The sequence below is a fragment of the Lentzea jiangxiensis genome (assembly GCF_900104175.1).
GTDB lineage: Bacteria > Actinomycetota > Actinomycetes > Mycobacteriales > Pseudonocardiaceae > Lentzea > Lentzea jiangxiensis.
On sequence record NZ_FNIX01000003.1, the window covers coordinates 155,430 to 178,513 of the forward strand.

Annotated in this window: 9 protein-coding genes; 2 read left to right on the top strand and 7 right to left on the bottom strand. The window is 72.0% G+C overall.

The features are described 5' to 3' along the window. Nucleotides 1-10: 10 nt before the first annotated feature. The 5 genes from BLQ91_RS11960 to BLQ91_RS11980 all read right to left on the bottom strand — a co-directional run bounded on the left by BLQ91_RS11960 (nt 11) and on the right by BLQ91_RS11980 (nt 17,120). A complete protein-coding gene (locus BLQ91_RS11960; protein WP_090096877.1) occupies nt 11-13,612 on the bottom strand; it encodes a non-ribosomal peptide synthetase in 13,602 nt (4,533 codons plus the stop codon). 78 nt (nt 13,613-13,690) lie between these two features. Then, a complete protein-coding gene (locus BLQ91_RS11965; protein WP_090096878.1) occupies nt 13,691-15,013 on the bottom strand; it encodes a serine hydrolase domain-containing protein in 1,323 nt (440 codons plus the stop codon). A gap of 368 nt (nt 15,014-15,381) precedes the next feature. Continuing rightward, nucleotides 15,382-15,585, bottom strand: a complete 204-nt coding sequence (locus tag BLQ91_RS11970) for an MbtH family protein (protein WP_090096879.1) — start codon at nt 15,583-15,585, stop codon at nt 15,382-15,384. 404 nt (nt 15,586-15,989) lie between these two features. Next, entirely contained in the window at nt 15,990-16,187 is a 198-nt protein-coding gene (locus BLQ91_RS11975) for a hypothetical protein (RefSeq protein ID WP_143022609.1), read from the bottom strand. Between the two features lie 120 nt (nt 16,188-16,307). Then, nucleotides 16,308-17,120 (bottom strand): three-helix bundle dimerization domain-containing protein, encoded by an 813-nt coding sequence (locus BLQ91_RS11980; protein ID WP_245733354.1) that lies wholly within the window; start codon nt 17,118-17,120, stop codon nt 16,308-16,310. Between the two features lie 169 nt (nt 17,121-17,289). On the opposite strand from BLQ91_RS11980, the gene BLQ91_RS11985 reads away from it, so the two are divergent. Continuing rightward, on the top strand, nt 17,290-17,721 hold the full coding sequence (locus BLQ91_RS11985; protein ID WP_425412462.1) for a TFIIB-type zinc ribbon-containing protein: 432 nt from the start codon (nt 17,290-17,292) through the stop codon (nt 17,719-17,721). A gap of 255 nt (nt 17,722-17,976) precedes the next feature. Continuing rightward, nucleotides 17,977-19,512: an MFS transporter gene (locus BLQ91_RS11990; RefSeq protein WP_090096882.1), complete on the top strand. Its 1,536-nt coding sequence runs from the start codon at nt 17,977-17,979 to the stop codon at nt 19,510-19,512. A 555-nt stretch (nt 19,513-20,067) separates the two neighbouring features. On the opposite strand, the gene BLQ91_RS11995 is transcribed toward BLQ91_RS11990, so the two are convergent. After that, nucleotides 20,068-22,617 carry an ATP-binding protein gene (locus BLQ91_RS11995; protein WP_090096883.1) on the bottom strand — a complete coding sequence of 850 codons (2,550 nt, stop codon included), beginning with the start codon at nt 22,615-22,617 and terminating at the stop codon, nt 20,068-20,070. Between the two features lie 58 nt (nt 22,618-22,675). Beyond that, nucleotides 22,676-22,951, bottom strand: coding sequence for a hypothetical protein (locus BLQ91_RS12000; RefSeq protein ID WP_090096884.1), 276 nt, complete (start codon nt 22,949-22,951; stop codon nt 22,676-22,678). Nucleotides 22,952-23,084 lie beyond the last annotated feature (133 nt).

Sequence of the window (23,084 nt, forward strand, 5' to 3'; positions counted from 1 at the left end):
TGGTGTCTCCTCACAGTTCCTGGTTGGCGCCGTCTTCGAGGGCGAGTCGTTCGAGCTCGAGCAGGATCTTCTCCTCGACCAGTCCCGCGAGGTCGGCGACCGTGCGGGCGGTGAGGACGTCGTGCGGGGTCAGCGGCACGTCGAAGGCCGCGCGGCAGCGGGACGTGACGAGCAGGCTGCGCATGGAGTCGCCGCCGAGTGCGATGAAGTCGTCCTCGGCGCCGACGCGCTCCACACCCAGCACCTCGGCCCAGATCGCGGCCATGACCTCCTCGGTCTCGGTCCTGGGCGCCACGTACCTCGCGGCGGGCGCGGTCACCGACGGTTCGGGTAGCGCGGCCCGGTCGACCTTCCCGTTGGCGCTCAACGGCAACGCGTCGAGCGCGACGAACACCGAGGGCACCATGTAGTCGGGCAGGGACCGTCCCGCGAACGCCGTCAGCTCCGCCGGTTCCGGAGCACGAGCGGGGTCGGCGGGCACCAGGTAGGCCACGAGCCGCTTGCCGCCGAGGTCGTCCTCGCGGACCACCACGACCAGCCCGCCCACGCCGGGATGCCGTGCCAGCACCGCCTCGACCTCACCGAGCTCGATGCGGAAGCCGCGCAGCTTCACCTGGTCGTCGGCGCGGCCGGCGAACTCCAGCACACCACCGGGCAGCCACCGCACGACGTCGCCGGTGCGGTACATCCGCTCCCCCGGTGTGCCGAACGGGCAGGCGACGAACCTGGAGGCCGTGAGGCCGGGCCGGTCGAGGTACCCGCGGGCCAGACCGGCACCCGCGAGGTAGAGCTCGCCCGGCACACCGATCGGCACCGGGCGCAGCCGGTCGTCCAGCACGTACGTGCCCATGCCGTCGAGCGCGGAGCCGATCGGCACGGTGTCCGGCACGTCGTCCTGGCCGGTCATCCGGTACGAGGTGGCGAACGTCGTGGTCTCGGTCGGCCCGTACCCGTCGGCCACCACCAGACCGGGACAGGCCGCCAGCACCCGGCGGACCGCGGCGGCAGGCACGACGTCACCGCCGGTCCACACCTCGTTCACGCCCGCCAGGCAGTCCGGCGAGTCCTGCGCCAGCACGCGGAACAGGCCCGCGGTCAGCCAGAGCGCCGTCACGCCGTGCGCGGTGACCAGGTCGCGCAACGCGGCAGCGTCGAGGTCTTCCGGCGGCGCGACGACCACCCGGCCACCCCGCAGCAGCGGCACCCACAGCTCGTAGGTCGACGCGTCGAACGCCAGCGGCGAGTGCAGGAGCACGGTCCGGTGCGCCGGGCTGTCGAACCGGGAGTCCAGTGCCAGCGCGGCGACGTCCCGGTGCCGCACCGCGACACCCTTGGGCGTGCCGGTCGAGCCCGAGGTGAACTCCACGTAGGCCAGTCCGTCCGGGTGCGTGGTGATGGCGGGCCGATCGGCCGACTGCTCGCCGTCGGGGACCACGACGTGCCCGTCGAACGGGACGACGTCCGAATCGGTGATCAGCACCCGGCTCCCGGCCTGCTCCAGCACCAGTCGTTGCCGTTCCGCCGGAGCCCTGCTGTCCAGCGGCAGGTACGCGCCGCCCGCCTTGAGCACGGCGAGCACCGCCACCACGACGTCGGCGGATCGGCGCAGCAGCACGCCGACGCGTTCCTCGGGGCGCACGCCGAGCGAGATCAGCCGCTGTGCCAACCGGTTCGCGCGAGCGTCCAGCCCGGCATAGGTGAGCGACGTGTCGCCGGCGACCACGGCCGTCTCGTCGGGCGTCCGGTCCACCTGTGCGGCGAACAGCTCCACGACGGTCGCGTGCGGAACGCGGAGCTCCGCCCGCTCCGGGAGGACGAGCCGCCGCTCGGCCTCGCCGAGGACGTCGACCTCGCCCACGGCCCGGTCAGGATCGGCGGCCAGGCCGAGCAACGCCGTGGCGAGGTGGCCCCCGACGCGCTCGACCGTGGCGGGGTCGAACAGCGCCGGGTCGTAGCTCAGCCGGAACTCCAGCTCCTCGCCGGGGCGAACCCCCACGCTCAGCGGGTAGTTGGTCGTCTCCACGGCGTCCAGGTCGCGGACGGTGACGCCGTGGGTCGCGACCTCGTCGACCGGGTAGTTCTCGAACACCACGATGCTGCTGAACAGCTCCGTGCCGGTCCACGCCTGCAGGTCCGCGAGCGACACGTGCTCGAACCGCCGGGCCTCGGCCTGCTCCGCCTGCAGCCTCCTCAGCCACACCGCGACCGGCTCGTCCTCCGCGATCGCCGTCCGCACGGGCAGGGTGTTGATGAACATGCCGGTGATGGCGTCCGCGCCGGCCAGCTCGACCGGGCGGCCGGACACGGTGGAACCGAAGCACACGTCGTTCTGCCCGCTGTAGCGCGACAGCAGCAGCGCCCACGCGCCCTGCACGACGGCGTTGAGCGTCAACCCGTTGCGCTGGGCGAACTCGCGCAACCCGTTGCCGGGCAGCGTCATCGTGGTCCACTCGGCGGAGCGGGTGGCGTGACCCGGTTCGGCGGGCCGGTCGAGCGGCAGCGGTGTGGGGGCCTCGAACCCGCGCAGCGCCTGCCGCCAGTGCGTTTCCGCCTCGGCCGGGTCCTGTGTGGACAGCCAGCGCAGGTAGTCGCCGAACGGGCGGCGGGACGGGAGCTCCGCCCAGCGCCCGGCGGTGAAGGCCGCGTAGCAGGTGATCACGTCGTTGAGCACCTGGAACGTGCTCCACCCGTCGAGCAGCACGTGGTGGAACGTCCACCCGACCCGCACGGCCGTGTCCGACTCGCGCGTCAGGTCCAGCCGCATCAGCGGCGCGGTGCCGAGGTCGAGTTCGCCGACAGCCACACCGCCACCCGGCAGGTCGACCTCGCGGCACACCACCTGCACCGGCCGGTCGACGCCCTCCCACACGACGCGGCTGCGCAGGATCGGCGTGCGTGCCACCACTTCGCGCCACGCACGCTCCAGCGCCTCCACGTCCGTGACGCCGTCGAGGACGAAGGAGAGCCGTTCGGTGTAGAGGCCTTCGTGGCCGTGGGACAGGCTGTGGAACACCATGCCCGCCTGCATCGGCGTCAACGGATAGACGTCCTCGACGTCACGGCCGTCTCCGACGATCCGGTCCACCGCGGCCTGGTCCAGGCCCGCCAACGGGAAGTCCGACGGCGTCCGGCCGCCCGCACCCGGCTCGGCGCAGTGCGTCACGACCTCCCGCAACGCCGACGTCATCGCCTCGGCCAAGGCCCGCACCGTCGCCTCGTCGTGCACCTCGTCGCTGTAGTACCAGGTGAGCTGGAGCCGCTTGTCCTGAACCGCACCGACGACGTCGAGCAGGTGGTGCCGGGGCGTGTCGGGCGCGGCGTCCGCACCCAGTCCACCGATCGTGCGGAACGCTTCGCCGCCCGCGGCACCGTCGAACTGCCCGAGGTAGTTGAACGCGACAGCCGGCCGCACTCCGCCGTACCGCGCGCCGTGGCCGATGCCGCGCCGGGGCACCGCGCGCAGCCGTTCCTTGGTCGCTTTCAGCACCTCGCCCCAGTCCCCGGCCGGCACGTCGAGCGCCACCGGGAACACCGAGGTGAACCAGCCGACCGTGCGGGACAGGTCCACACCGTCGAGGAAGTCGCCGTCGCGGCCGTGGCCCTCCAGGTCGACCAGCACCCGGTCCCGGCCCGTCCACCCCGCCAGCACCCGTCCCAACGCGCTGAGCAGCACGTCGTTGACCTGCGTGCGGTACACGGCGGGCACGTCCTGCAACAGCGCCCTGGTCAGGTCGGCGTCCAGCTCGACCGCGACACCGCGCACGGAACCGGTCGTGCCGGTGCCGTGGCGGTCGACGGGCACGGCGGGGTCGCCGGTCACGCCCGCCCAGTGGTCGGCCTCGTCGTCGAACCCGCCACCGGCGGTGTACTCGGCGAGGCGCAGCGCCCACTCGCGGAACGACGTCGTCTTGGCCGTGAGGACGACCTCCTCACCGCGCAGGGCCTGGCCGTAGGCGGTCTCCAGGTCCTCCAGCAGGACCCGCCACGACACCCCGTCGACGACCAGGTGGTGCGCGGTGAGCCGCAGCGTGCGGGACGTGAGCGTGGCCCGCAGCAGCGGTCCGCGGCTCAGGTCGAACCCGGAGTCCACTTCGGACAGCACGTCGGTGGGACCGACCGGCGGGTTGTGCTGCCGCCAGCCGGAGCCCGTGCGGTCGAACCGCATCCGCAGTGCGTCGTGGTGTTCCACCAGGCCCGCCAACGCCTTGCGCAACGCCGCAGGGTCGACCTCGTCGGTGAACTCGACCTCGACGAACTGGTCGAAGTGCTCGGGATGCGGCGGCTCGGTGTCGAGGAACCAGCGCTGGATCGGGGTGAGCGGAACCTCGCCGGCCACCGGTCCCTGCGGCACACCGGCCGTGGTCTGGGCAGCAGGCACGGCCGCCGCGAGCGCGGCCACCGTGGGGTGGTTGAACAGATCCCGCGGCGCCAGGCCGTAGCCCGCCTGCCGGGCCCGCGACACGACCTGGATGCTGATGATCGAGTCACCGCCCAGCTCGAAGAAGTCGTCCTCGACGCCGACCCGCTCGAGTCCCAGCACCTGCGCCCAGATGTCCGCGAGCACGCGCTCGGCTTCCGTGCGCGGCTCGACGTGCCGGGCGCCGGTCGTCTCCCACTCCGGCGCGGGCAGCGCCTTGCGGTCGAGCTTTCCGTTGCCGGTCAACGGAAGGCGGTCCAGGTGCACGAACGACGAGGGCACCATGTGGTCGGGCAGGGTCCGCGCCAGGAACGCGCGCAGGTCGACGCCCCGGCCGCCCACGACGTAGCCGACGAGGACCTTGCGCCCGGCGTGCTCGCGGACGTCGGCGACCGCGGCGGTGACGTCGTCGTGCGCTTCGAGCGCGGCCTCGACCTCGCCGAGCTCGATGCGGAAGCCGCGGATCTTGACCTGGTGGTCGGCGCGGCCGAGGTAGTCGAGCCGGCCGTCCTTCCAGCGCGCCAGGTCGCCCGTGCGGTACATGCGGGAGCCGGGCTCGCCGAACGGGTCGGCGACGAACCGGGACGCGGTCAGGCCCGGCCGGTTGAGGTACCCGCGGGCCAGTCCGGCGCCGGCGACGTGCATCTCGCCGACGACGCCGGGCGGCACCGGCCGCAGGTCCTCGTCGAGGACGTACACGCGCAGGTCCGGGATGGGTTCGCCGACGGTGCCGTCCGCGGGTGTCCACGTGACGTGCACGGTGGTCTCGGTGATGCCGTACATGTTGATCAGCTCGCCGGGACCGTTCCAGGCCGCCAGCTTGCGCACGTCCAGCGCCTCACCGCCGAAGACCACGTACCGCAGGGAGAGGTCCCGCGGTTGTTCGGCGATCAGCTGGTAGAAGGCCGACGGCGTCTGGTTGAGCACCGTGACCCGTTCCCGCGCCAGCAGTGCGGCGAACTCGCGCGGCGAGCGCGACACCTCGTGCGGCACGACCACGAGCCGCCCGCCGTGCAGCAGCGGCCCCCACAGCTCCCACACCGAGAAGTCGAAGGCGTAGCTGTGGAACAGGGTCCACACGTCGTCGGCACCGAACCCGAACCAGGCGTCGGTGGCCGAGAACAACCGGGCCACGTTGGCGTGCGGCACGACGACGCCCTTGGGCCTGCCGGTGGAACCGGACGTGTAGATGACGTACGCGGGATTTTCCGGCCGCAGCAGCACTTCCGGTGCCGTGGACGGCATGCCGGACAGGTCCGGCAGCTCGGTCAGCACGGTCACCGGCCGGGTGTCCTCGACCATCCCCGCGATCCGGTCCTCCGGGTAGGACGGGTCGATCGGCAGGTAGGCCGCGCCGGACTTGAGCACGCCCAGCACCGCCACGACCAGGTCGGTCGACCGCGGCAGCCGCAGCGCGACGTACTCCTCCGGTCCGGCACCGCGTCCGGCCAGCAGGTGCGCCAGCCGGTTGGCGCGGGCGTCGAGCTCGGCGTAGCTCAGGTGCTCGCCCTCGCAGGTGACCGCGACGGCGTCCGGGGTGCGCGCGGCCTGCTCGGCGAACAACCGGGGCAGCGTCGCCACCGGGAAGTCCCGGCCGGCCGGGTTCCACTCGACCAGCACCTGCTCGCGTTCGGCGTCGTCGAGCAGCCGCAGCTCGCCCAGCGGCAGCGCGGGGTCCACCAGCACGTCGTCCAGCAGCATCCGCAGGTGCCGGCCGAGCCGCCGCACCGTCGCCTCGTCGAACAGCGCCGGGTCGTGGTCCAGCTCGACCACGAGGCGCGGTCCCGGCGACACCACGACCGTGAGGGCGTAGTTGGTGGGCTCGTGCGCGTGCACGTCGTGCAGCCGCAGGCCGTGCGCGGCCATCGCGTCCTCGTCGAACGGGTAGTTCTCGAACACCACGATGCTGTCGAAGAGGTTCGCGCCACCGGGCAGGTCGCTCCACCCGCGCAGCCGCGACAGGGGCACGTGCTCGAAGCGCCGCGCCTCCGCCTGGTCGGCCTGCAGCTCCCGCAGCCACGACAGCTGGTCACGGCCGCGGTCGACGGCGACCCTGGTGGGCACGGTGTTGATGAACATGCCGACGGTCGACTCGACGCCGGGCAGGTCGGCGGGCCGGCCGGACACGGTGGTGCCGAACACGACGTCGGACGCACCGGCGTAGCGGGCCAGCAACACCGCCCATGCGCCCTGTACCACGGTGTTGACGGTCAACCCGTGGCGCTGGGCCGCTTCGCGCAGCCGTTCGGTGCTGCCGGCGGTCAGCTCGAAGCGGACGGTGCCACCGGACTGCGCGCGGTGCGCGTCGACCGGGCGGCGGTCGAACGGCAGCGGGGTCGTCTCGGCGAAGCCGTCGAGCACCCGCCGCCAGTACCGCTCGGCCTGCTCGCCGTCCTGCCGGTCGAGCCAGTGCAGGTACTCGCGGAACGGCGGGCGGGCCGCGGCGGGTCCCGGGGTGCCGCGGGTGATGGCCGCGTGGTGCTCGCAGACCTCGGTGAACAGCTGGGCGGCGCTCCACCCGTCGAGCAGGACGTGGTGGAACGTCCACAGCACCAGCACCTCGTCGTGCGCCAGGCGGGCGATCGCGACGCGCATCAGCGGCGCGGTGGCGAGGTCCAGCCCGGCCGCGCGGTCGCTCTCCAGCAGTGCGCGCAGCTGCTCGTCCTCGTCGAGACCGCTCCAGTCGAGGTGGGTGATCGGCAGGGCGACGTCGGGGCGCACGAGCTGCAGCGGTTCCGCGAGCCCGTCCCAGACGACCTCGCTGCGCAGCACGGCGTTGCGGTCCACGACGCGTTGCCAGGCCTCGCCCAGCACCAGCGGGTCGGTCACGCCGGAGAGCCGGAAGCGGACCTGGTTGAAGTACGCGCCGGAGGTCGTGCCGTCGACCAGGCCGTGGAAGACCATGCCCGCCTGCATCGGCGTCAGCGGGTAGACGTCCTCCACGTCACGGCCGTCACCGGCCAGCCGGTCCACCGCGGCCTGGTCGAGCCGCGCCAGCGGGAAGTCCGACGGCGTCCTGCCGCCCGCACCCGGCCGGGCGCAGTGTGCCACGACCTCCCGCAGGGCCGCGGCCATCGCCTCGGCCAGGTCCCGCACGGTCCGCCGGTCGTGCACCCGGTCGCTGAAGTACCAGGTGAGGTCGAGGCAGCCGTGCTCGACCGCGCCGACGACGTCGAGCAGGTGCGGGCGCGGGGCCTCCGGTGCGCTGTCGAGCTCCAGGCTGCCGCGCACGGTGTGCAGCACGCCGCCCTCGACGGCGGACCAGTCGAGGCGGCCGAGGTAGTTGAAGCTGATCTGCGGTCCGCCGGCGCCGGGCTCGTGCAGCGCGCCGTACCCGATCCCCTTGCGCGGCACCGCGCGCAGCTGTTCCTTGACGGACTTGAGGACCGCTCCCCAATCACCGCCGGGCTCGTCACCGCCGGGCACGTCCAGCGCGACCGGGAAGATCGAGGTGAACCAGCCGACCGTGCGGGAGAGGTCGACTCCGTCGAGCACGTCCTCGCGGCCGTGGCCCTCCAGGTCCACGGGCACCCGCGTGCGGCCGGTCCAGTCGGCCAGCACCCGGCCGAGAGCGCTCAGCAGCACGTCGTTGACCTGCGTGCGGTACGCGCCGGGCACGTCCTGCAGCAGCGCCCTGGTGGTCTCCGCGTCGAGCCGGACCGAGACGGCCCGGGTGGACCCGGCGGTGTTGGGACCGTCGTGGTCGACGGGCAGGGACGGGTCCACCGAGGCGGTCGCCGTCCAGTGGTCGCGCTCGTCGTCGAAACCACCGCCGGCGGTGTGCCGGGTGAGCCGGTGCGCCCAGTCCCTGAACGACGTCGTCTTCGCGGCGAGCCGGACGGGCTCGCCGCGCACCGCCTGGTCGTAGGCGGTGACGAGGTCCTCCAGCAGGACGCGCCACGACACGCCGTCCACGACGAGGTGGTGGATCGTCAAGCGCAGCAACGGGTGTCGCAGCTCGGCGTGCAGCAGCGGCCCGGTCGCCAGGTCGAACCCGGGGCACGGACCGGTGGTGAGCAGCTCGGCCGGCTCGACCGGCGCGTTGTGCTGCCGCCACCCGGACTCCGTGCGCTCGAACCGCATCCGCAACGCGTCGTGGTGCTCCACCAGCGCGACCAGTGCCGTGCGCAGGGCGTCGATGTCCACATCGGACGCCAGCTCCACCGTCAGCACCTGGTCGAAGTGCTCGGGGTAGCCGGGGTTCGTGGCGAACAGCCACCGCTGCACCGGCGTGAGCGGCACGTCGCCCGCCACCCGGCCCTGGTCGGCCACGGCGGGTCCGGCGACGCCCGACACGGCCGCGAGCGCCGCCACGGTGGGGTGCCGGAACAGGTCGCCGGGACTGAGCGCCAGCCCGGCCTGCCGGGCGCGCGACACCACCTGGATGCTGAGGATGGAGTCGCCGCCCAGCTCGAAGAAGTTGTCGGTGGCGCCCACGCGCTCGACGCCGAGCAGCTGCGCCCAGATCCCGGCCAGCACGGCTTCCGGTCCGCCGGCGGGCGCGACGTGCGCGGTGGTGGTGGCCCACACCGGGTCGGGCAGGGCGCGGCGGTCGACCTTGCCGCTCGCGTTGAGCGGCAGCGCGTCCACGACGACGAAGGCCGACGGCACGAGGTAGTCCGGCAACGTGCGGCCGAGGAACTCCCGCAACGAGGCCACGTCCGGAGCGGTGCCCGCCGCGGTCAGGTAGGCGACCAGCCGCTTGCGGCCGGTGTCGTCGGCGCGCACGACCGTCACCGACCCGGCGACGGCGGGGTGCGCGGACAGGGCGGTGTCGACCTCGCCCGGTTCGACGCGGAACCCGCGGATCTTGACCTGGTCGTCGGTGCGGCCGACGAACTCCACCGTGCCGTCGGCCCGCCACCGCACCAGGTCGCCGGTGCGGTACATCCGCTCCCCCGGCGCGCCGAACGGGTCGGCGACGAACCGGGACGCGGTCAGCCCCGGCCGGCCCGCGTAGCCGCGCGCCAGGCCCGAACCGGCAATGAACAGCTCGCCCGGCACGCCGATCGGGGTGGGCGACAGGCTCTCGTCGAGCACGCGCAGGCGCATCCCGTCGAGCGGGCGGCCGATGGGCACCAGGTCGCCGACCGCGTCGGCGTCGGTCATGCGGTGCGAGGTCGCGAAGGTGGTGGTCTCGGTCGGGCCGTAGCCGTCGACCACGGCGATGCCGGGGCACACGCGCAGCACGCGACGGACCGCCGGTGCGGGCACGACGTCACCACCGGTCCACACCTCGCGCAGCCCGGTCAGGCACTCCGGGGCGTCCTGCGCGATGACGCGGAACAGGCCCGCGGTCAGCCACAGCCCGGTCAGCCGGTGCCGGGTGACCAGGTCGCGGAGCCGGTCGGCGTCCAGGTCCCCCGGCGGGGCGACCACGACGGTGCCGCCGTTCAGCAGCGGCACCCACAGCTCGTAGGTGGTGGCGTCGAACGCGGCCGCGGAGTGCAGCAGGACCCGGTCGTGCGCGCCGCCCGCGAACCTCCGGTCCCTCGCGAGGTCGGTCACGTCGCGGTGCCGCACGGCGACGCCCTTGGGCACGCCGGTGGACCCGGAGGTGTGCATGACGTAGGCCACCTGGTCCGGGTGGACCAGGACGTCCGGTGCGGAGGGCGCTCCCTCTTCGGTGCCCAGCACGACGACGTGCCCGTGGTGCACCTTCTGCGCGGTGGCGAGCCACGTGCCATCGGTGAGGACGACCCCGGTGCCGCATCCCTCCAGCAGGACGGCCAGCCGCTCGGCGGGCGCCCTGGTGTCGAGCGGGACGTAGGCGCCGCCGGCCTTGACCACGGCCAGCTCGGCGACCACGAGGTCCACCGAGCGGCTCAGCAGCAGGGCGACCGGCTTCTCGGGACGCAGCCCGTGGCGCAGCAGGTGGTGCGCCAGGCGGTTGGCCCGCACGTCCAGCTCGGCGTAGGTCAGCGACGTGCTGCCGGCGACCACGGCCTCGGCATCGGGTGTGCGGCGGACCTGGTCGGCGAACAGAGAGGTGACCGTGGCCGGTTCGTGGCTGCCGGTGTCGTTGAACGCTTCCAGCACCTGGTGGCGTTCCTGCTGCCCGAGCAGGGGCAGCTCACCCAGGCGCACGCCGGGGGCGATGGCCTCCAGCAGGGTCCTGAGGTGGCCGGCCATCCGCTGGATGGTGGTGGCGTCCCACAGGTCGGTGTTGTACTCGACGGACAGGTCCAGCGAGCCGTTGCGCGGCCAGAACTCCACCAGCAGCTCGAACCGCGCCCGCGGCCGCGGCAGGTGGTGCTCGGTGACGTCCAGCGCCTCGACCGTCCCGGGGCGCACCATCTCCTGCTGCAGCACGACGAGTGCCTGGACCAGCGGGGTGCGGCTGGGGTCCCGGTCCGGGCGCAGCTCGTCGACGAGCCGGTCGAACGGGACCTCGTCGTGGGCGAACGCGTCGAGCACGGTGTCCTTGACGTCGGCCAGGAACCGCTCGAACGACATCTCCGGGTCCACTGTGGACCGCAGGACGAGGGTGTTGACGAAGAACCCGACGAGGTCGTCGAGCTCCGGCCGGCCACGTCCGGCGGACGCGGTGCCCACGGCCACGTCGCGGCGGCCGGTGTAGCGGGCCAGCAGCAGCTGCACGGCGGCCGCCAGCGTGGTGAACAGGGTGGTGCCGCCGTCCCTGCTGATGTCGGACAGGCGCTGCACCAGCTCGCTCGGCAGGGCTTCGCGGTGCACCGCGCCCGCCGTGGTGCGCTGCGCGGGGCGGGGCCGGTCGGTGGGCAGGTCGAGCGGTTCGAGGCCGTCGAGGACGTGACGCCAGTGCCCGATCTCTTCCCGCACGGAGGGGTCGTCGAGGCGGCGTCGCTGCCACGCCGCGAAGTCGCCGTAGCGCACGGGGAGCGGCTTGAGGTCGGCTGTCGTTCTTCGGACGGCGCACCGGTACAGCTCGAGCAGGTCGTCGACCTGGAGCCGGACCGACCAGCCGTCGGTGACGACGTGGTGCTGGTCGAGCAGCAGCACGTGGTCCTGCTCGGCCAGCCTGGCCAGCACGGCGCGCACCAGTGGGCCGGCGCCCAGGTCGAACGGTGTGGTCAGCTCCTCCGCGCACAACCGGTCCAGCGCGTCGTCCTGGTTCGCGGCGGCGGAAAGGTCCTCCACCCTCAGCGGCACCGCGGCACGGGCGGCGACCACCTGCACGCCTTGACCGTCGCCCTCGGCGAAGGTGGTGCGCATGGTCTCGTGCCGCTCGGCCAGTCCGTCGAGCGCGGCCCGCAGGGCGGTCAGGTCCAGCGGACCGCGCAACCGCAGGGCGACGCCGGTGTTGTAGTCGGTAGCGGCGGGGTCGAGCTGGTGCTGCAGCCACAACCGCCGCTGTGCCGGGGAAAGCGGCAGAGCGTCGCCGTGCGGAACGGGGGTGATCCGGTCGTCCTCCGCGATGGGCAGGCGGTCGGCCAGCAGGTCGGCGAGGCCGGCCACGGTCCGCGCGCCCATCAGGTCCCCGGTCGACAACGGCACGTCGAGCGCCGTGCGCAGCCGTGACACCACGCGCAGGGCCTGGATCGAGTCGCCGCCCAGAGACAGGAAGTCGTCCTGCGCGCCGACCAGTTCGGGATCGATCGCGAGCACGTCCGCCCAGGCCTGTGCGATGGCGCGTTCGGCGGGAGTGCGGGGCGCGACGTGCCCGGCCCGCCGGTCGCGGCCCCAGTCGGGTGCGGGCAGCGCCTTGCGGTCGACCTTGCCGTTGCTGTTGAGCGGAAGGCGGTCCAGCGCCACGAACGCCGACGGCACCATGTAGTCCGGCAGCGAGCGCAGGAGGAACGCGCGAAGTTCTTCCTCGGACGGTGCCGCCGTGGACACCACGTACGCGACCAGGCGCTTGACCCCGTTGTGGTCCACCTGCGCCTGCACCGCGGCCTGCACGACCTCGGGGTGCTTGGCCAGCACGGCCTCGACCTCGGCGGTCTCCACGCGGAAGCCGCGGATCTTGACCTGCTCGTCGACGCGGCCGACGAAGTCGACGGCGCCCTGCGGCGTCCACCGGACCAGGTCGCCGGTGCGGTACATGCGGTCACCGGGTGCGCCGGACGGGTCGGCCAGGAAGCGGTCCGCGGTCAGGCCCGGGCGGTGGAGGTAGCCGCGGGCGAGTCCGGCGCCCGCGATGAACAGCTCACCGGTCTCCCCGTCCGGAACGGGGTTCAGGTCCTCGTCGAGCACGTGCAGGCGCATGCCGTCCAGTGCCGTGCCGATGGGCAGGACGTCGGGCACCGCGCCGAGCTCGGGCAGGGGGTGGCAGGTGGCGAACGTGGTCGTCTCGGTGGGGCCGTAGACGTCCACGACGGTGGTGCCGGGGCACGCCCGCAGCACCCGCCGCACCGCCGCGGCCGGCACGACGTCACCGCCGGTCCACACCTCGCGCAGCCCCGTCAGACAGGCGGGGTCGTCCTGCGCCAGCACGCGGAACAGACCCGAGGTCACGAAGAGCCCGGTCACGCCGTGCTCGTTGATCGCCTTCCGCAGGACCTGGCCGTCCACGTCGCCGGGAGGAGCGATCACGGCGGTGCCGCCGCTCAGCAGCGGCACCCACAGCTCGTAGGTCGACGCGTCGAACGCCATCGGTGAGTGCACCAGCACGCGGTCGTGCGCGCCGCCGGTGAACCGCTCGTCGCGCACCAGGTCCACCACGTCGCGGTGGCGTGCCGCCACGCCCTTCGGCACCCCCGTGGACCCCGAGGTGAACACGACGTACGCCAGGTTGTCCGGGTGTACCGGCACCTCGGGTGCGGACTCCCCTTCGTCGCTCACGAGGAGCACGTGGCCGCCGTGCACACGCTCCGCCACGCTCTTCCAGGTGTCGTCGGTCAGCAGCACCGAGACCCCTGCCTCGGCCAGCACGGTCGCCATCCGCTCGTCGGGCGCACGAGCGTCGAGCGGCACGTACGCGCCCCCGGCCTTGAGCACGGCGAGCAGACCGGCCACGAGGCCGGCCGACCGCTCCACGAGCACACCGACCGGCTGTTCCGGCCGGACTCCCAGCCGCAGCAGGGACCCCGCGAGCCGGTCCGAGCGCGCGTCCAGTTCCGCGTAGGTGTGCTCGCCGTCGTCGGCGGCCACCGCCACCGCGGCGGGAGTGCGCCGGACCTGCTCGGTGAACAGGCCGACCACCGTGTCCCGCTGCCCCGCGCGGAAAGGACCACCGGCCGACGTGGTGGCGGGCACTGTGTCGTGGAGCGTCATCGCCGTCCAACCTCTTTTTGGGCGCGCAACAGCGCCACGGGTACAAGGAGAAGAGGAAAAGGGTGCGGAACCGCGGCGTCAGGCCACGTCGCGTTCGCGGTGCCGCCGGCCCGCGACCCTGCCGCCGATCTGGATCCGGTCGATCCGGCCGCTGCGGGGGTCTCGCAGGAAGCGGCCGGGGCGACCGGTCGCGCCGTTGGCCAGATCCGTCACGGAGAAGACGAACCCGTCGTGGACCGCGAGCCGCGCGGCCGGTTCGTCGTCGACGACCAGGTGCAGCTCATCGCCCTCGACCACGACGGAGAACGCCGTGTCGCCGTTGACGTACGTGCCGGTGCACTCGCGCGGGATCGACACGCTCGGCTCGGCGTCGATCGTCGTTTCGCCCTCGGTGAGGTCGATGCCCACCGCGCGCAGTTCGGGCAGCAGGTCCCGCCACAGGGCGGCGCCGGTGGACGAGTTGGCCGTCAGGGCCACGACCGTGCCGGACTCGGGGTTCAGGCGCAGGTGGCAGGAGGTGCCGTCGGCGGTACCGTCGTGCCCGAGCCACCCGGTGCCGTGACCGCGGAAGATCGCCAGGCCGAGGCCCCAGCCGTCCGCGAGCCCGAACGGCTCCGCGCCCGGCACCGGGCGGCACATCTCCGCGAGGTGCTCGGGAGTGACCAGTCCCGGGTCGATGCCGCCGTGCCGGGGGTCGAGGTGCATCTTCGCCAGCTCGACGAGGTCGGCGGCGCTGGCGGCGAGACCACCGGCGGGCGCCTCGACGAGGTCCAGCTCCTGGTCGACGGGCCGCACCAGGCGCAGCGCGTGGTTGACGGTGTGGCCGCTGGCCGTGGCCTCACCGCCCTGCTCCCCGATGAACCCGAGGTCGATGCCCAGCGGTTTGAGCAGGATCGTGCGCACCGCCTCCGCCCAGGTCATGCCCGTCGCCACCTCGATCAGGCGGCCGATGAGCGCGTACCCCGTGTTGGAGTAGGAGAAGCCGGCGCCCGGCGGCTGCACGACGTCCTGCACGGAGGCCGCCAGCGCCACCCGGCCGTCCGGCGGGGCGACGACCTCCGAGGGCAGGCCACCGGTGTGGCTGAGCAGGTGGCGGGCGGTGAGCACGTCGGCGTGGCCGCCGAGCGCCTGCCGCAGTTCGGGCAGGTACTCCACCACCGGCTCGTCCAGGTCGACGTCGCCGTCGGACACCAGGACCATCAGCAGCGTCGCGGTGAACGTCTTGGTGATGGAGCCGATGGGCACCTTGCTGTCGCGTTTGACCGCACACCCGGTGCCGTGCCGTTCCTCACCGAACTCGAACTCCCGGACCTCACCATCCCGCCATATGACGAGCTGTGCACCGGGTACTTGGTTGTCCTGTGCTGAACGTCTCAGCACCTCGCGTAAGTGCTCCACCATTTCCTCTCACGGAACGTCTGGTTCTTCTGATCGATCTGTTCTGCTGTGTCCCAGGACACAGGACGCGGCACGCATACAGGCACCGATAACTCCCGCGCAGACTTCCGCTCACTCTGCGGCCACATTCCCCGTCAGCAGGAATTCTCTCCGGAGTTCACAGCACCGACGAACATCCATACAACGTTCCAACGACGATGTCAGCCCCGAGTTACGAAGTCCCACAATTTGGTTCCCAAATCCCATCGGCCATTGATGATGATCGCGAAAGGTCACGGCAAATAGCTGCGATTCACCCGAACGCCAGGTTTGACGAGATCCGGCAGAGCCGCACCTGGCCGGTCCGGGCGGCGTTCCCGCACGCCGCGAGATCAGCCGGCGGTGTCGACCGACATGCGTTCCCGCAGGCTACGGGGCCGCATGTCGGTCCACACGGTGTCGACGTAGTCCATGCACTCCTGCCGCGACCCCTCCTTGCCCTCGCTGCGCCACCCCGCGGGAACCTCTTTGCCCAACGGCCACAGCGAGCGCTGCTCTTCATCATTGATCAGCACTTGATAAACGTCCTCGGCCACAACTCTCTCCTTCTCCCGGAGCTGACAACAGGCACGGTCTCACCCTCGCCGGAGTCGGACTCGCCGACCATCACCGAGGAGAACCGCAGACACAAACCTGCGGCAGCGCACAACCGGCACCGCCGCAGCCGAAGATAACAGTGTCGTTCGGCCCCTGCACCCAAACACCGCCGAAAGGAGCATTCCATCCACGGCGAATGGGCATCAAAAAACTGTATGTTTAGCGTCTCACCAACAGGGAACCGGCCCCTTACCCGAGAGTTACTTACTTCTTCGCAATTGCCCGGAGTGGCAACGGGCAGGACAAATGCAATCGAGTTGTGGCGCGCTGAGCGGCACCACATCCCGCCTCGGCCGACGGCACGACGGCGGTGACAGGACGAGATCCGGGTCGGCTCGTGGGCTCAGCGGATCGCCTCCGGCCTCCACCCCGGCACGCCGGGATGGGCCGTTTTCACGCGTAGCACCGCCGCAGCACTGCCCTGTTCGGCCTCGTGCCGGTCACGGTTCCCGGCACGAGGGCAGAGGTGGCGCTCCACCACGAAGCCGTCCGCCCACAGCCGGCCCCTGACCGTGGACGCCGCCGTCAACGCCACCCTCATGACGAGGCTGCCCGCATTTGCCGCAGGCCCAGGAAAAATTCGTGCTTCGACTCGCCGCGATCTCAGCTGCCGGGAGGAGTTCGACACCCCACCACCGGCCGGTCCCCGGCGGGAGCGGCGTCAGACCAGGACCCTCGAAGGGTGCCCCAGTGTGCGGCGCAGCAAACGATGGGTGCGCCGGACCGCTGCACGGCGTGCGTCGACGTTGATGGCGAGAGCGCGCACAACCGGATCGTCCGGCCCTCGCCGCAGACGGATCTCGGCGAGTCGGTTCTCGAACGTGGTCGGCTGACCGTCGGGCCCGGTGGTCATGTCGCTGTACCAGAGCGCGTCGCGGAGACGGCCCTGCACGTCGTCGAACTCCATCAGTTCGTCGAGCAGGCCCACCACCTCCGCGACGGCCGAGGCTCCGGAGTGATGCGCCACCAGGTCGCACACCTGCCGGGGCACGCCTGCCCGCAGCAGGTAGCGCGCCCCGTCGAGCGAGTGCAGGCCCGTTTCGGCCACCTCTTCCGCGTAGCCGATGTCGTGCAGCCACGCCGCCGCGACCAGCACGTCCCGCTCGCCGGCCGGCACGACGCGCGCGACCTGCTCGGCGCGGCGCGCGACGCCGCTCGAGTGCGCCCACCGGCGCGGCGAGTGCCGGGCCAGCAGCCGGTGCGCCGTGTTGCGCGCCCAGCTGGTCAGCGGCGTGCCGGACATCTCCCCGTCCTCGGCCGGGAACTTCCGCACGCGCGCCCGCACCGCGCGTTCCACCAGCAACGGGACGAAGTCCCGGACAGCCGCACCACCCAGCCGCGCACGGGCGTGCTCGACCCACTCGTGCACCAGGCTGGGAGGCACGCTGTCGTGCTCCGTCACCAGCCGTGACTCCATGCGGCGAATCTGCTCGTCCACCGCATGCCACCGCACCGCGGGTTCTGCCGCCAGCACCCCGACCACCTTCCACGACGTCTCGGGTCAGCGTAGGACAGTCACCGCCGATACGGCTCCAGCCGATCCGGCCGCACCACGACGCTGGCAGGCGAACACGATGTGCGGTATCAATTACACGATCGTCCACTTGCGCCTCTCCAGCTCTCGCGTCGTCCTGTGACATCGAATGGGCGAGCGATTACCGGACGATTCCCGAAGAAGCCGCACGAGCGGGACAAGCGTGCGCAGATCACCCTATCCTGCCTCTGTGATCTGTCCAAAATGTCATCACGCCATGCGCACCTTCGACCGGGACGGGATTCATCTCGAGCAGTGCGACAACTGCAAGGGCATCTACCTCGACGCCGGTGAGCTGGAGCAGATCCTGCTGACCTACCGCACCCATCTGCAGTCCGGCGGTCATCACCAGGCCACGCAGGCTCCGCCACCCTACCAACCTGCACCGATGTCGGCGCCGCACCACCAGGCACCGCCGCCGCGCGAGAAGAAGGACGACTTCTGGGGCGACGATGACGACTTCTTCGGCACGAGCAAGGACTCCCACGGGAAGAAGAAGAAAAAGGACAGGTGGGGTTTCCTCGACGACATCTTCGGCTGAGTCCGGAGCAATGCACGCCATCAGCACTGCCCCACGGGGGACGAGCGATAACTCGGTACGCAACCGCGTACCGCGACTTGGGACAAATTCGGAATTGCAGGTGCGCGGTGAACCAAACGCAGGGACGTTGTCCATTCTCCGGCCCGCGGCCGGCTCGGGCCGGACGAAGTGCCGAACCGGTCGGCGCAGACGGTCGCACGGGCGTCGCGCAGGCGTTCGAAACTCCTGCCACAGCCCCGTCGACCCGGTCGTGCCATGAGTAGCCGGGCGGCGGGCCACGCCACGATCGTCGCGTCGTGCCTCGCCCAGCTCATCGTCACGGTGGACATGACCGTGCTGTACCTGGCGGCACCCGAGCTGACCGTCCAGCTCGGCGCTTCCAACATGGCGATGCTGTGGATCGTGGACGTCTACGGGTTCACGATGGCGGGCCTGCTGGTCACCTTCGGCAACTTGGGCGACCGGCTGGGACGGCGGCGGATGCTGGTGTGGGGTGTCACGGCGTTCGCCGCGACCTCGGTGCTGGCGGCGTACGCACCGACCGCCGAGGTGCTGATCGTCGCGCGAGCTCTGATGGGCGTGGCGGGAGCGGCGATCCTGCCGGCGACCACGTCCCTGCTGCGCGTCATGTTCACCACGCAACGGGCCCGCACGGCAGCGGTGGGCGCCAGCGCCGGCGTGTCCGCGGCGGGGTTCGCGGTCGGGCCGATCATCGGCGGAGTCCTGCTGAACCAGTTCTGGTGGGGTTCGGTCTTCCTGATCAACATCCCGATCGCCCTGTTCATCCTCATCGCGACCAGGTTCATCCCGGAGTCGCGCGCGCCGCAGGGGGTGCGGATGGACCTGGCCAGCGTGCTGCTGTCCGTGGTCGGTGTGGTCGCGGTGGTGTACACGATCAAGACCGCCTTCGTCCTGGGCCTGTGGCACCTGGACGTGATGACCGCTCTGGTCGTGGGAGTCGTCGCGCTGGGGCTGTTCGCCCGACGGCAGCTGCGGCTGCCCGTGCCGCTGATCGACCTGCGCCTCTTCCACAGCCGGCAGTTCACCGCTTCCGTCGGCTCGAACCTGATCGCGGTGTTCACCCTGTCGGCGTTCGGACTGATCATCAGCCAGTACTTCCAGCTGGTGCGCGAGTGGACTCCGCTCAACGCGGGGCTCGCCTACGTGCCGGGAGCGCTGGCAGCCGTGCTGGCGGGCGGTGTCCTCGCCGCGTCGGTGATCAACAGGATCGGCCGCGGGCCGGCGGTGGCGCTGGGCCTGGTTCTCGCCGCGATCGGCTTCGGCGTGCTCGCCACCGTCCAGACGCAGTCGCCGTACATGGTGGTCGTCTTCGCGCAGGTCGCCGTCGGGGCGGGCGCGGGGCTGACCCTGACGGTCACCGGTGACACGATCCTCGGCACCGTCCCCCGCGATCGCGCCGGTGCGGCCGCGGCGATCTCGGTGACCGCGTACGAACTGGGTGGTTCCCTGGGGATCGCCGTCATCGGAAGCGTTCTCTCCGGGATCTACCGAGCGGAGCTCCTCGTCCCCCCGGGCGTCCCGCAGGCGGTCGCCGACCAGGTCCAGGAGTCGTTCGGCGCGGCTGTCACCACCGCCCTGCCGGAGCCGGTCGCCACAGCCGTGCGGACCGCCGCGACCGAAGCGTTCCTCGGTGGCGTCCGGACGAGCATGGTCGTCAGCGCCGCCGTCACGGTTCTCCTCGCTCTCGTCGCCCTGGGAGTCCTGCGCGGGGTTCCGAAGGTCATCGAGCAGGAACCAGCACGCGAACCGGATCCCGCACTCGGCGCGTGAGGCCCCGTTGCCGTCACTTCGGCGCGACCGGTTCGAAGCAGAGTCACGGCGAGATGCTCGTCTTGACGATGCGCGAGCTCGGCCGGCGGATCAGGGATCGGGTGGCCGCGCGCCTCGACCGCTCCCCCGCCGCCGAGCTCGGCAGCCCTGATCAGGTCACAGGTCCGCTGGCCGAGCTCCTCCCCCGCACGCGAGGAAGCCCAGCCGGTCGGCTGAGCTTCCTCGCACCACGAGAACACGCGCCGCCTGGCCGGGAGAAAGCGACCGGATGCGGCGGATCGCCATCGGGGCTGGATCTCGACTTCGAGCCTTTCGGGCTGAGCGCGCTGTGGCACGGACTCGCCGCACCGGTGGTCCCGCATCCCCGGTCCGCGCGTTCGCTGTTCGGACGCCGAACCGGAACAGCCGCGGGGCAACCCCGGCACGGACGCGGACGCCGAGCTCGTCGACGTCCGGAAGATCCTGGTGTTCGGCCTGTCCCCCAGCGGGAAGCGAGCTTGACGCCGGGCCGCGCCGGGGGTGGGACGCGGGCCCGACGTCAAGCGTCACGCCGGGTCATCCCGCCCGGCGGTCGGTGAGGTTCAACGCCGGCTGGTCGAGCCACGCCCGCGCCCTCTCGCACTTCGACGCCCGTTCGGCTCGGGGGATCTGCTCGGCGACGACGTCGCGCACGAGCACGTGCCGGAACCCGTACTCGATCTCGCCGGTCTCGCTGTTGCGCCCCTGACGACGCAGGAAGTCCCGCTGTTCCAGCAACTCCAGCGCCTTGGCGACCTGCCGGGGGTCGCGTCGGCCCGTCGCGGCCACCGCACCGGGCGACACGACGTCACCGGACAGCGCCGCGTCCTGCAGGACCGCTTTCACCTCGACCGGCAGCGAGTCGAGCTGCGCGGTCAGCACCCCGCGCACCGAAGGCGGTACCGGCAGCGAGGTGTCGTTCCACAGGTACGTCGCGCGCGGGTCGGCCACCATGCCGGCGTACTCCGCGGCGAACAGCGGGTTGCCGCTGACGCAGGACACGAGCGTCTGCCACTGTTCGGACGACAACTCCGGCGCCGGCAGCAGCGAGCTCAGCAGTCTGCGGGTTCCGTTGTGCGACAGGGGTTCCAGGCTGATCGTCGTGGCGTTGCGCTTGCCACCGAACCACGACGGCCGGCGCTGCAGCAGCTCCGGACGCGCGGTCGCGATCACCAGCAACGGCACCGAACCGGCCTGTTCACCCAGTTCCTCCACGAAGTCGAGCACCACGTCGTTCGCCCAGTGCACGTCTTCCAGCAGCACGACCAGCGGTTCGGACTCCGCCACCTCCTCCAGGAAGTGCCGCCACGCCGGGAAGTCCGCGGGCACCTCGGCGTCGGGCTCGGCCAGACGAGCCAGGCTCGCGTGCAGCCGGTCCGCGAGCTCACCGGCACCGACCAGCGCCGCGAGGGCGGCGCGCAACGTTCCCGAGGAGGAGAAGCCGCTCACGACATCGGACAACGCGCCGTAGCCGTGATCGTCGCCGAAGGCCGTCGCGGTGCCGCGCAACACGTTCGCACCAGAGGACGCGAGTTCGTTCACGAGCCTCGTCTTGCCCAGGCCCGCCTCGCCGAACACGGTCACGAAGTGCGGGCGGCGGCGCGTGCGCACCTCGTCGAGCAGTCCCCGCAGCACCGACAACTCGCGCTCGCGTTCCACGAACGGCACCGCCGCCTGCGCGCGGCGGGTCGCACCGCGAGGTGACAGGCACGAGATCACCTGCCAGCCCCCGGCCGGGGTGCCGTCCACCTCCCACTTCGCGGAGGCGGCGGCGTCACGGGTCGCGGTGCACGCACGCACCGCTCCGAACGGTGCCGACTCCATCAGCTGACGGCAGCGGTCGAGCAGGACGCCGCTGGCCGTGGGCGCACCCGACGAAGGCAGGCGCACCAGGGAGTCGCCGGTCGCCACGCCGATCTGCACCTCGGCGACAGCAGCCAGCCGGTCGCGGATGGCCGCGGACGCACGCACGGCACGATCAGCGTCGTCCTCGGCGGTCCGGGGCACGCCGAACAGGGCGAGGAACACCGATCCGACGCTTCCGCCGACGAGACCTCCCAGCCGGGAAACCTCGGCGGAGACGACGGAGGCCACCTGCTGGTGCAGCGCGTCGACGTCCTCGGGGTCACCGTCACCGGCCGCGGGGCCGAGCTGGGCCGACACCATCACGACGCTGACGCGCTTGCGCTCCGCCATCCCGCCTTCCACCGCGTCCACCGCGGCGGCGAGCTCGACGGCGGGCGGCGGCGTCACCACGACGGGCGCACGCACGGGAGCGGGCTCCTGGCCGACCGCGAGCAGGTGCCTGCCCCGCACCGACGACGGGAGGTCCAGCGCGGGCGCGTGGTCGAGGATCGCGCGCTCCAGGTCCTGCAGCTCGCGGCCGGGCTCCAGACCGAGCTCCTCGACCAGTGCCGCCCTCGTGCGGCGGTAGACGCCCAGCGCGTCCACCTGCCGGCCGCACCGGTACAGGGCGAGCATCAGCTGACCGCCCAGCCGTTCGCGGTACGGCGCGAGCTCGACCAGCGACTCGAGCTCGCCGATGATCTCCCCGTGCCTGCCGCAGGCGAGCTCTGCCTCGAAGCAGTCCTCCTGCGCCGCCAGCTTCCAGTCCCGGATCACGGTGAGCTCCGGCCAGGTGAGCCCCGTCTCCGCGAGGTCCGCGAGGACCGGTCCGCGCCACATGCCCAGTGCCCTGCGGAGCACCGTCGCCGCGGCGGGCCAGTTGCCCGCGGAGAGCTCACCCCGCCCCTGCTCGGCCAGCCGCTGGAAGCGCGTCAGGTCGAGGCAGTTCTCGTCCACGCGCAGGAGGTAGCCCGGTGCGTGGGTCAGCAGCAGCGGGGCGCCTTCGGGGTTGCGGCCCGCGGCGAAGACGCCTCGCAGCCCCGAGACGGCGTTCTGGAGCATCTTGCGCGCCGTGGGCGGGACGTCCCGCGGCCACAACGCGTGGAGCAACTTGCTCGTCGCCACCACCCGGTTGGCCTGCAGGAGCAGGTAGCCCAAAGCCGCACGCTGCTTGATCCCGCCCAGCGGCACGGGTGACTCGTCGTCGAGGACTTCTAGTGGGCCCAGCAGGTGGAATTGCATGTTTCTGGCTCCATCGATGGTTGTCCGGACGCAGGGCAGGGGTCAGCCCCGGGGGGTGTCACCGCCCCCAGGGGGTGTCGCCGTTGCCTGCGGTGAGGCCATCGATCGGAGAGGCGGGAGCCGAGTTGACCAGTCCCCACGGGGTGTCGTGGGACATCAGCGAACCCCAGGGCGTGTCTCCGTCGGCGGTGATCCGGCTGTGCCGGCCGTGGTGCCCGAGGTCGTCACCCGAGCGGACGCCGTCGGCCTGCGCGGTGCCGATGCAGAGGGTCATCGTCAGAAACGCCGGAACAGCGGCGAGAAACAGGGCGGCGGCGGTGTTCTTGCGGATCATGTCTGTCTTCCTCGCTTGATCGGATCTCGGCTCAAGTCGTCGTGCGGGCACCTTCGAGCGGTGTCTGGTGGCGAAGTTAGGAGGACCGCCCATCGCTCTTCTATCGCGCACCCACTGCGTATCAATTGGTCGC

Coding starts and splice junctions, on each gene's coding strand:
- BLQ91_RS11975 (WP_143022609.1), bottom strand. CDS start 16,187: ATGAGGGTGGCGTTGACGGCGGCGTCCACGGTCAGGGGCCGGCTGTGG.
- BLQ91_RS11960 (WP_090096877.1), bottom strand. CDS start 13,612: ATGACGCTCCACGACACAGTGCCCGCCACCACGTCGGCCGGTGGTCCT.
- BLQ91_RS11965 (WP_090096878.1), bottom strand. CDS start 15,013: ATGGTGGAGCACTTACGCGAGGTGCTGAGACGTTCAGCACAGGACAAC.
- BLQ91_RS11985 (WP_425412462.1), top strand. CDS start 17,290: ATGGGCGAGCGATTACCGGACGATTCCCGAAGAAGCCGCACGAGCGGG.
- BLQ91_RS12000 (WP_090096884.1), bottom strand. CDS start 22,951: ATGATCCGCAAGAACACCGCCGCCGCCCTGTTTCTCGCCGCTGTTCCG.
- BLQ91_RS11990 (WP_090096882.1), top strand. CDS start 17,977: ATGAGTAGCCGGGCGGCGGGCCACGCCACGATCGTCGCGTCGTGCCTC.
- BLQ91_RS11995 (WP_090096883.1), bottom strand. CDS start 22,617: ATGCAATTCCACCTGCTGGGCCCACTAGAAGTCCTCGACGACGAGTCA.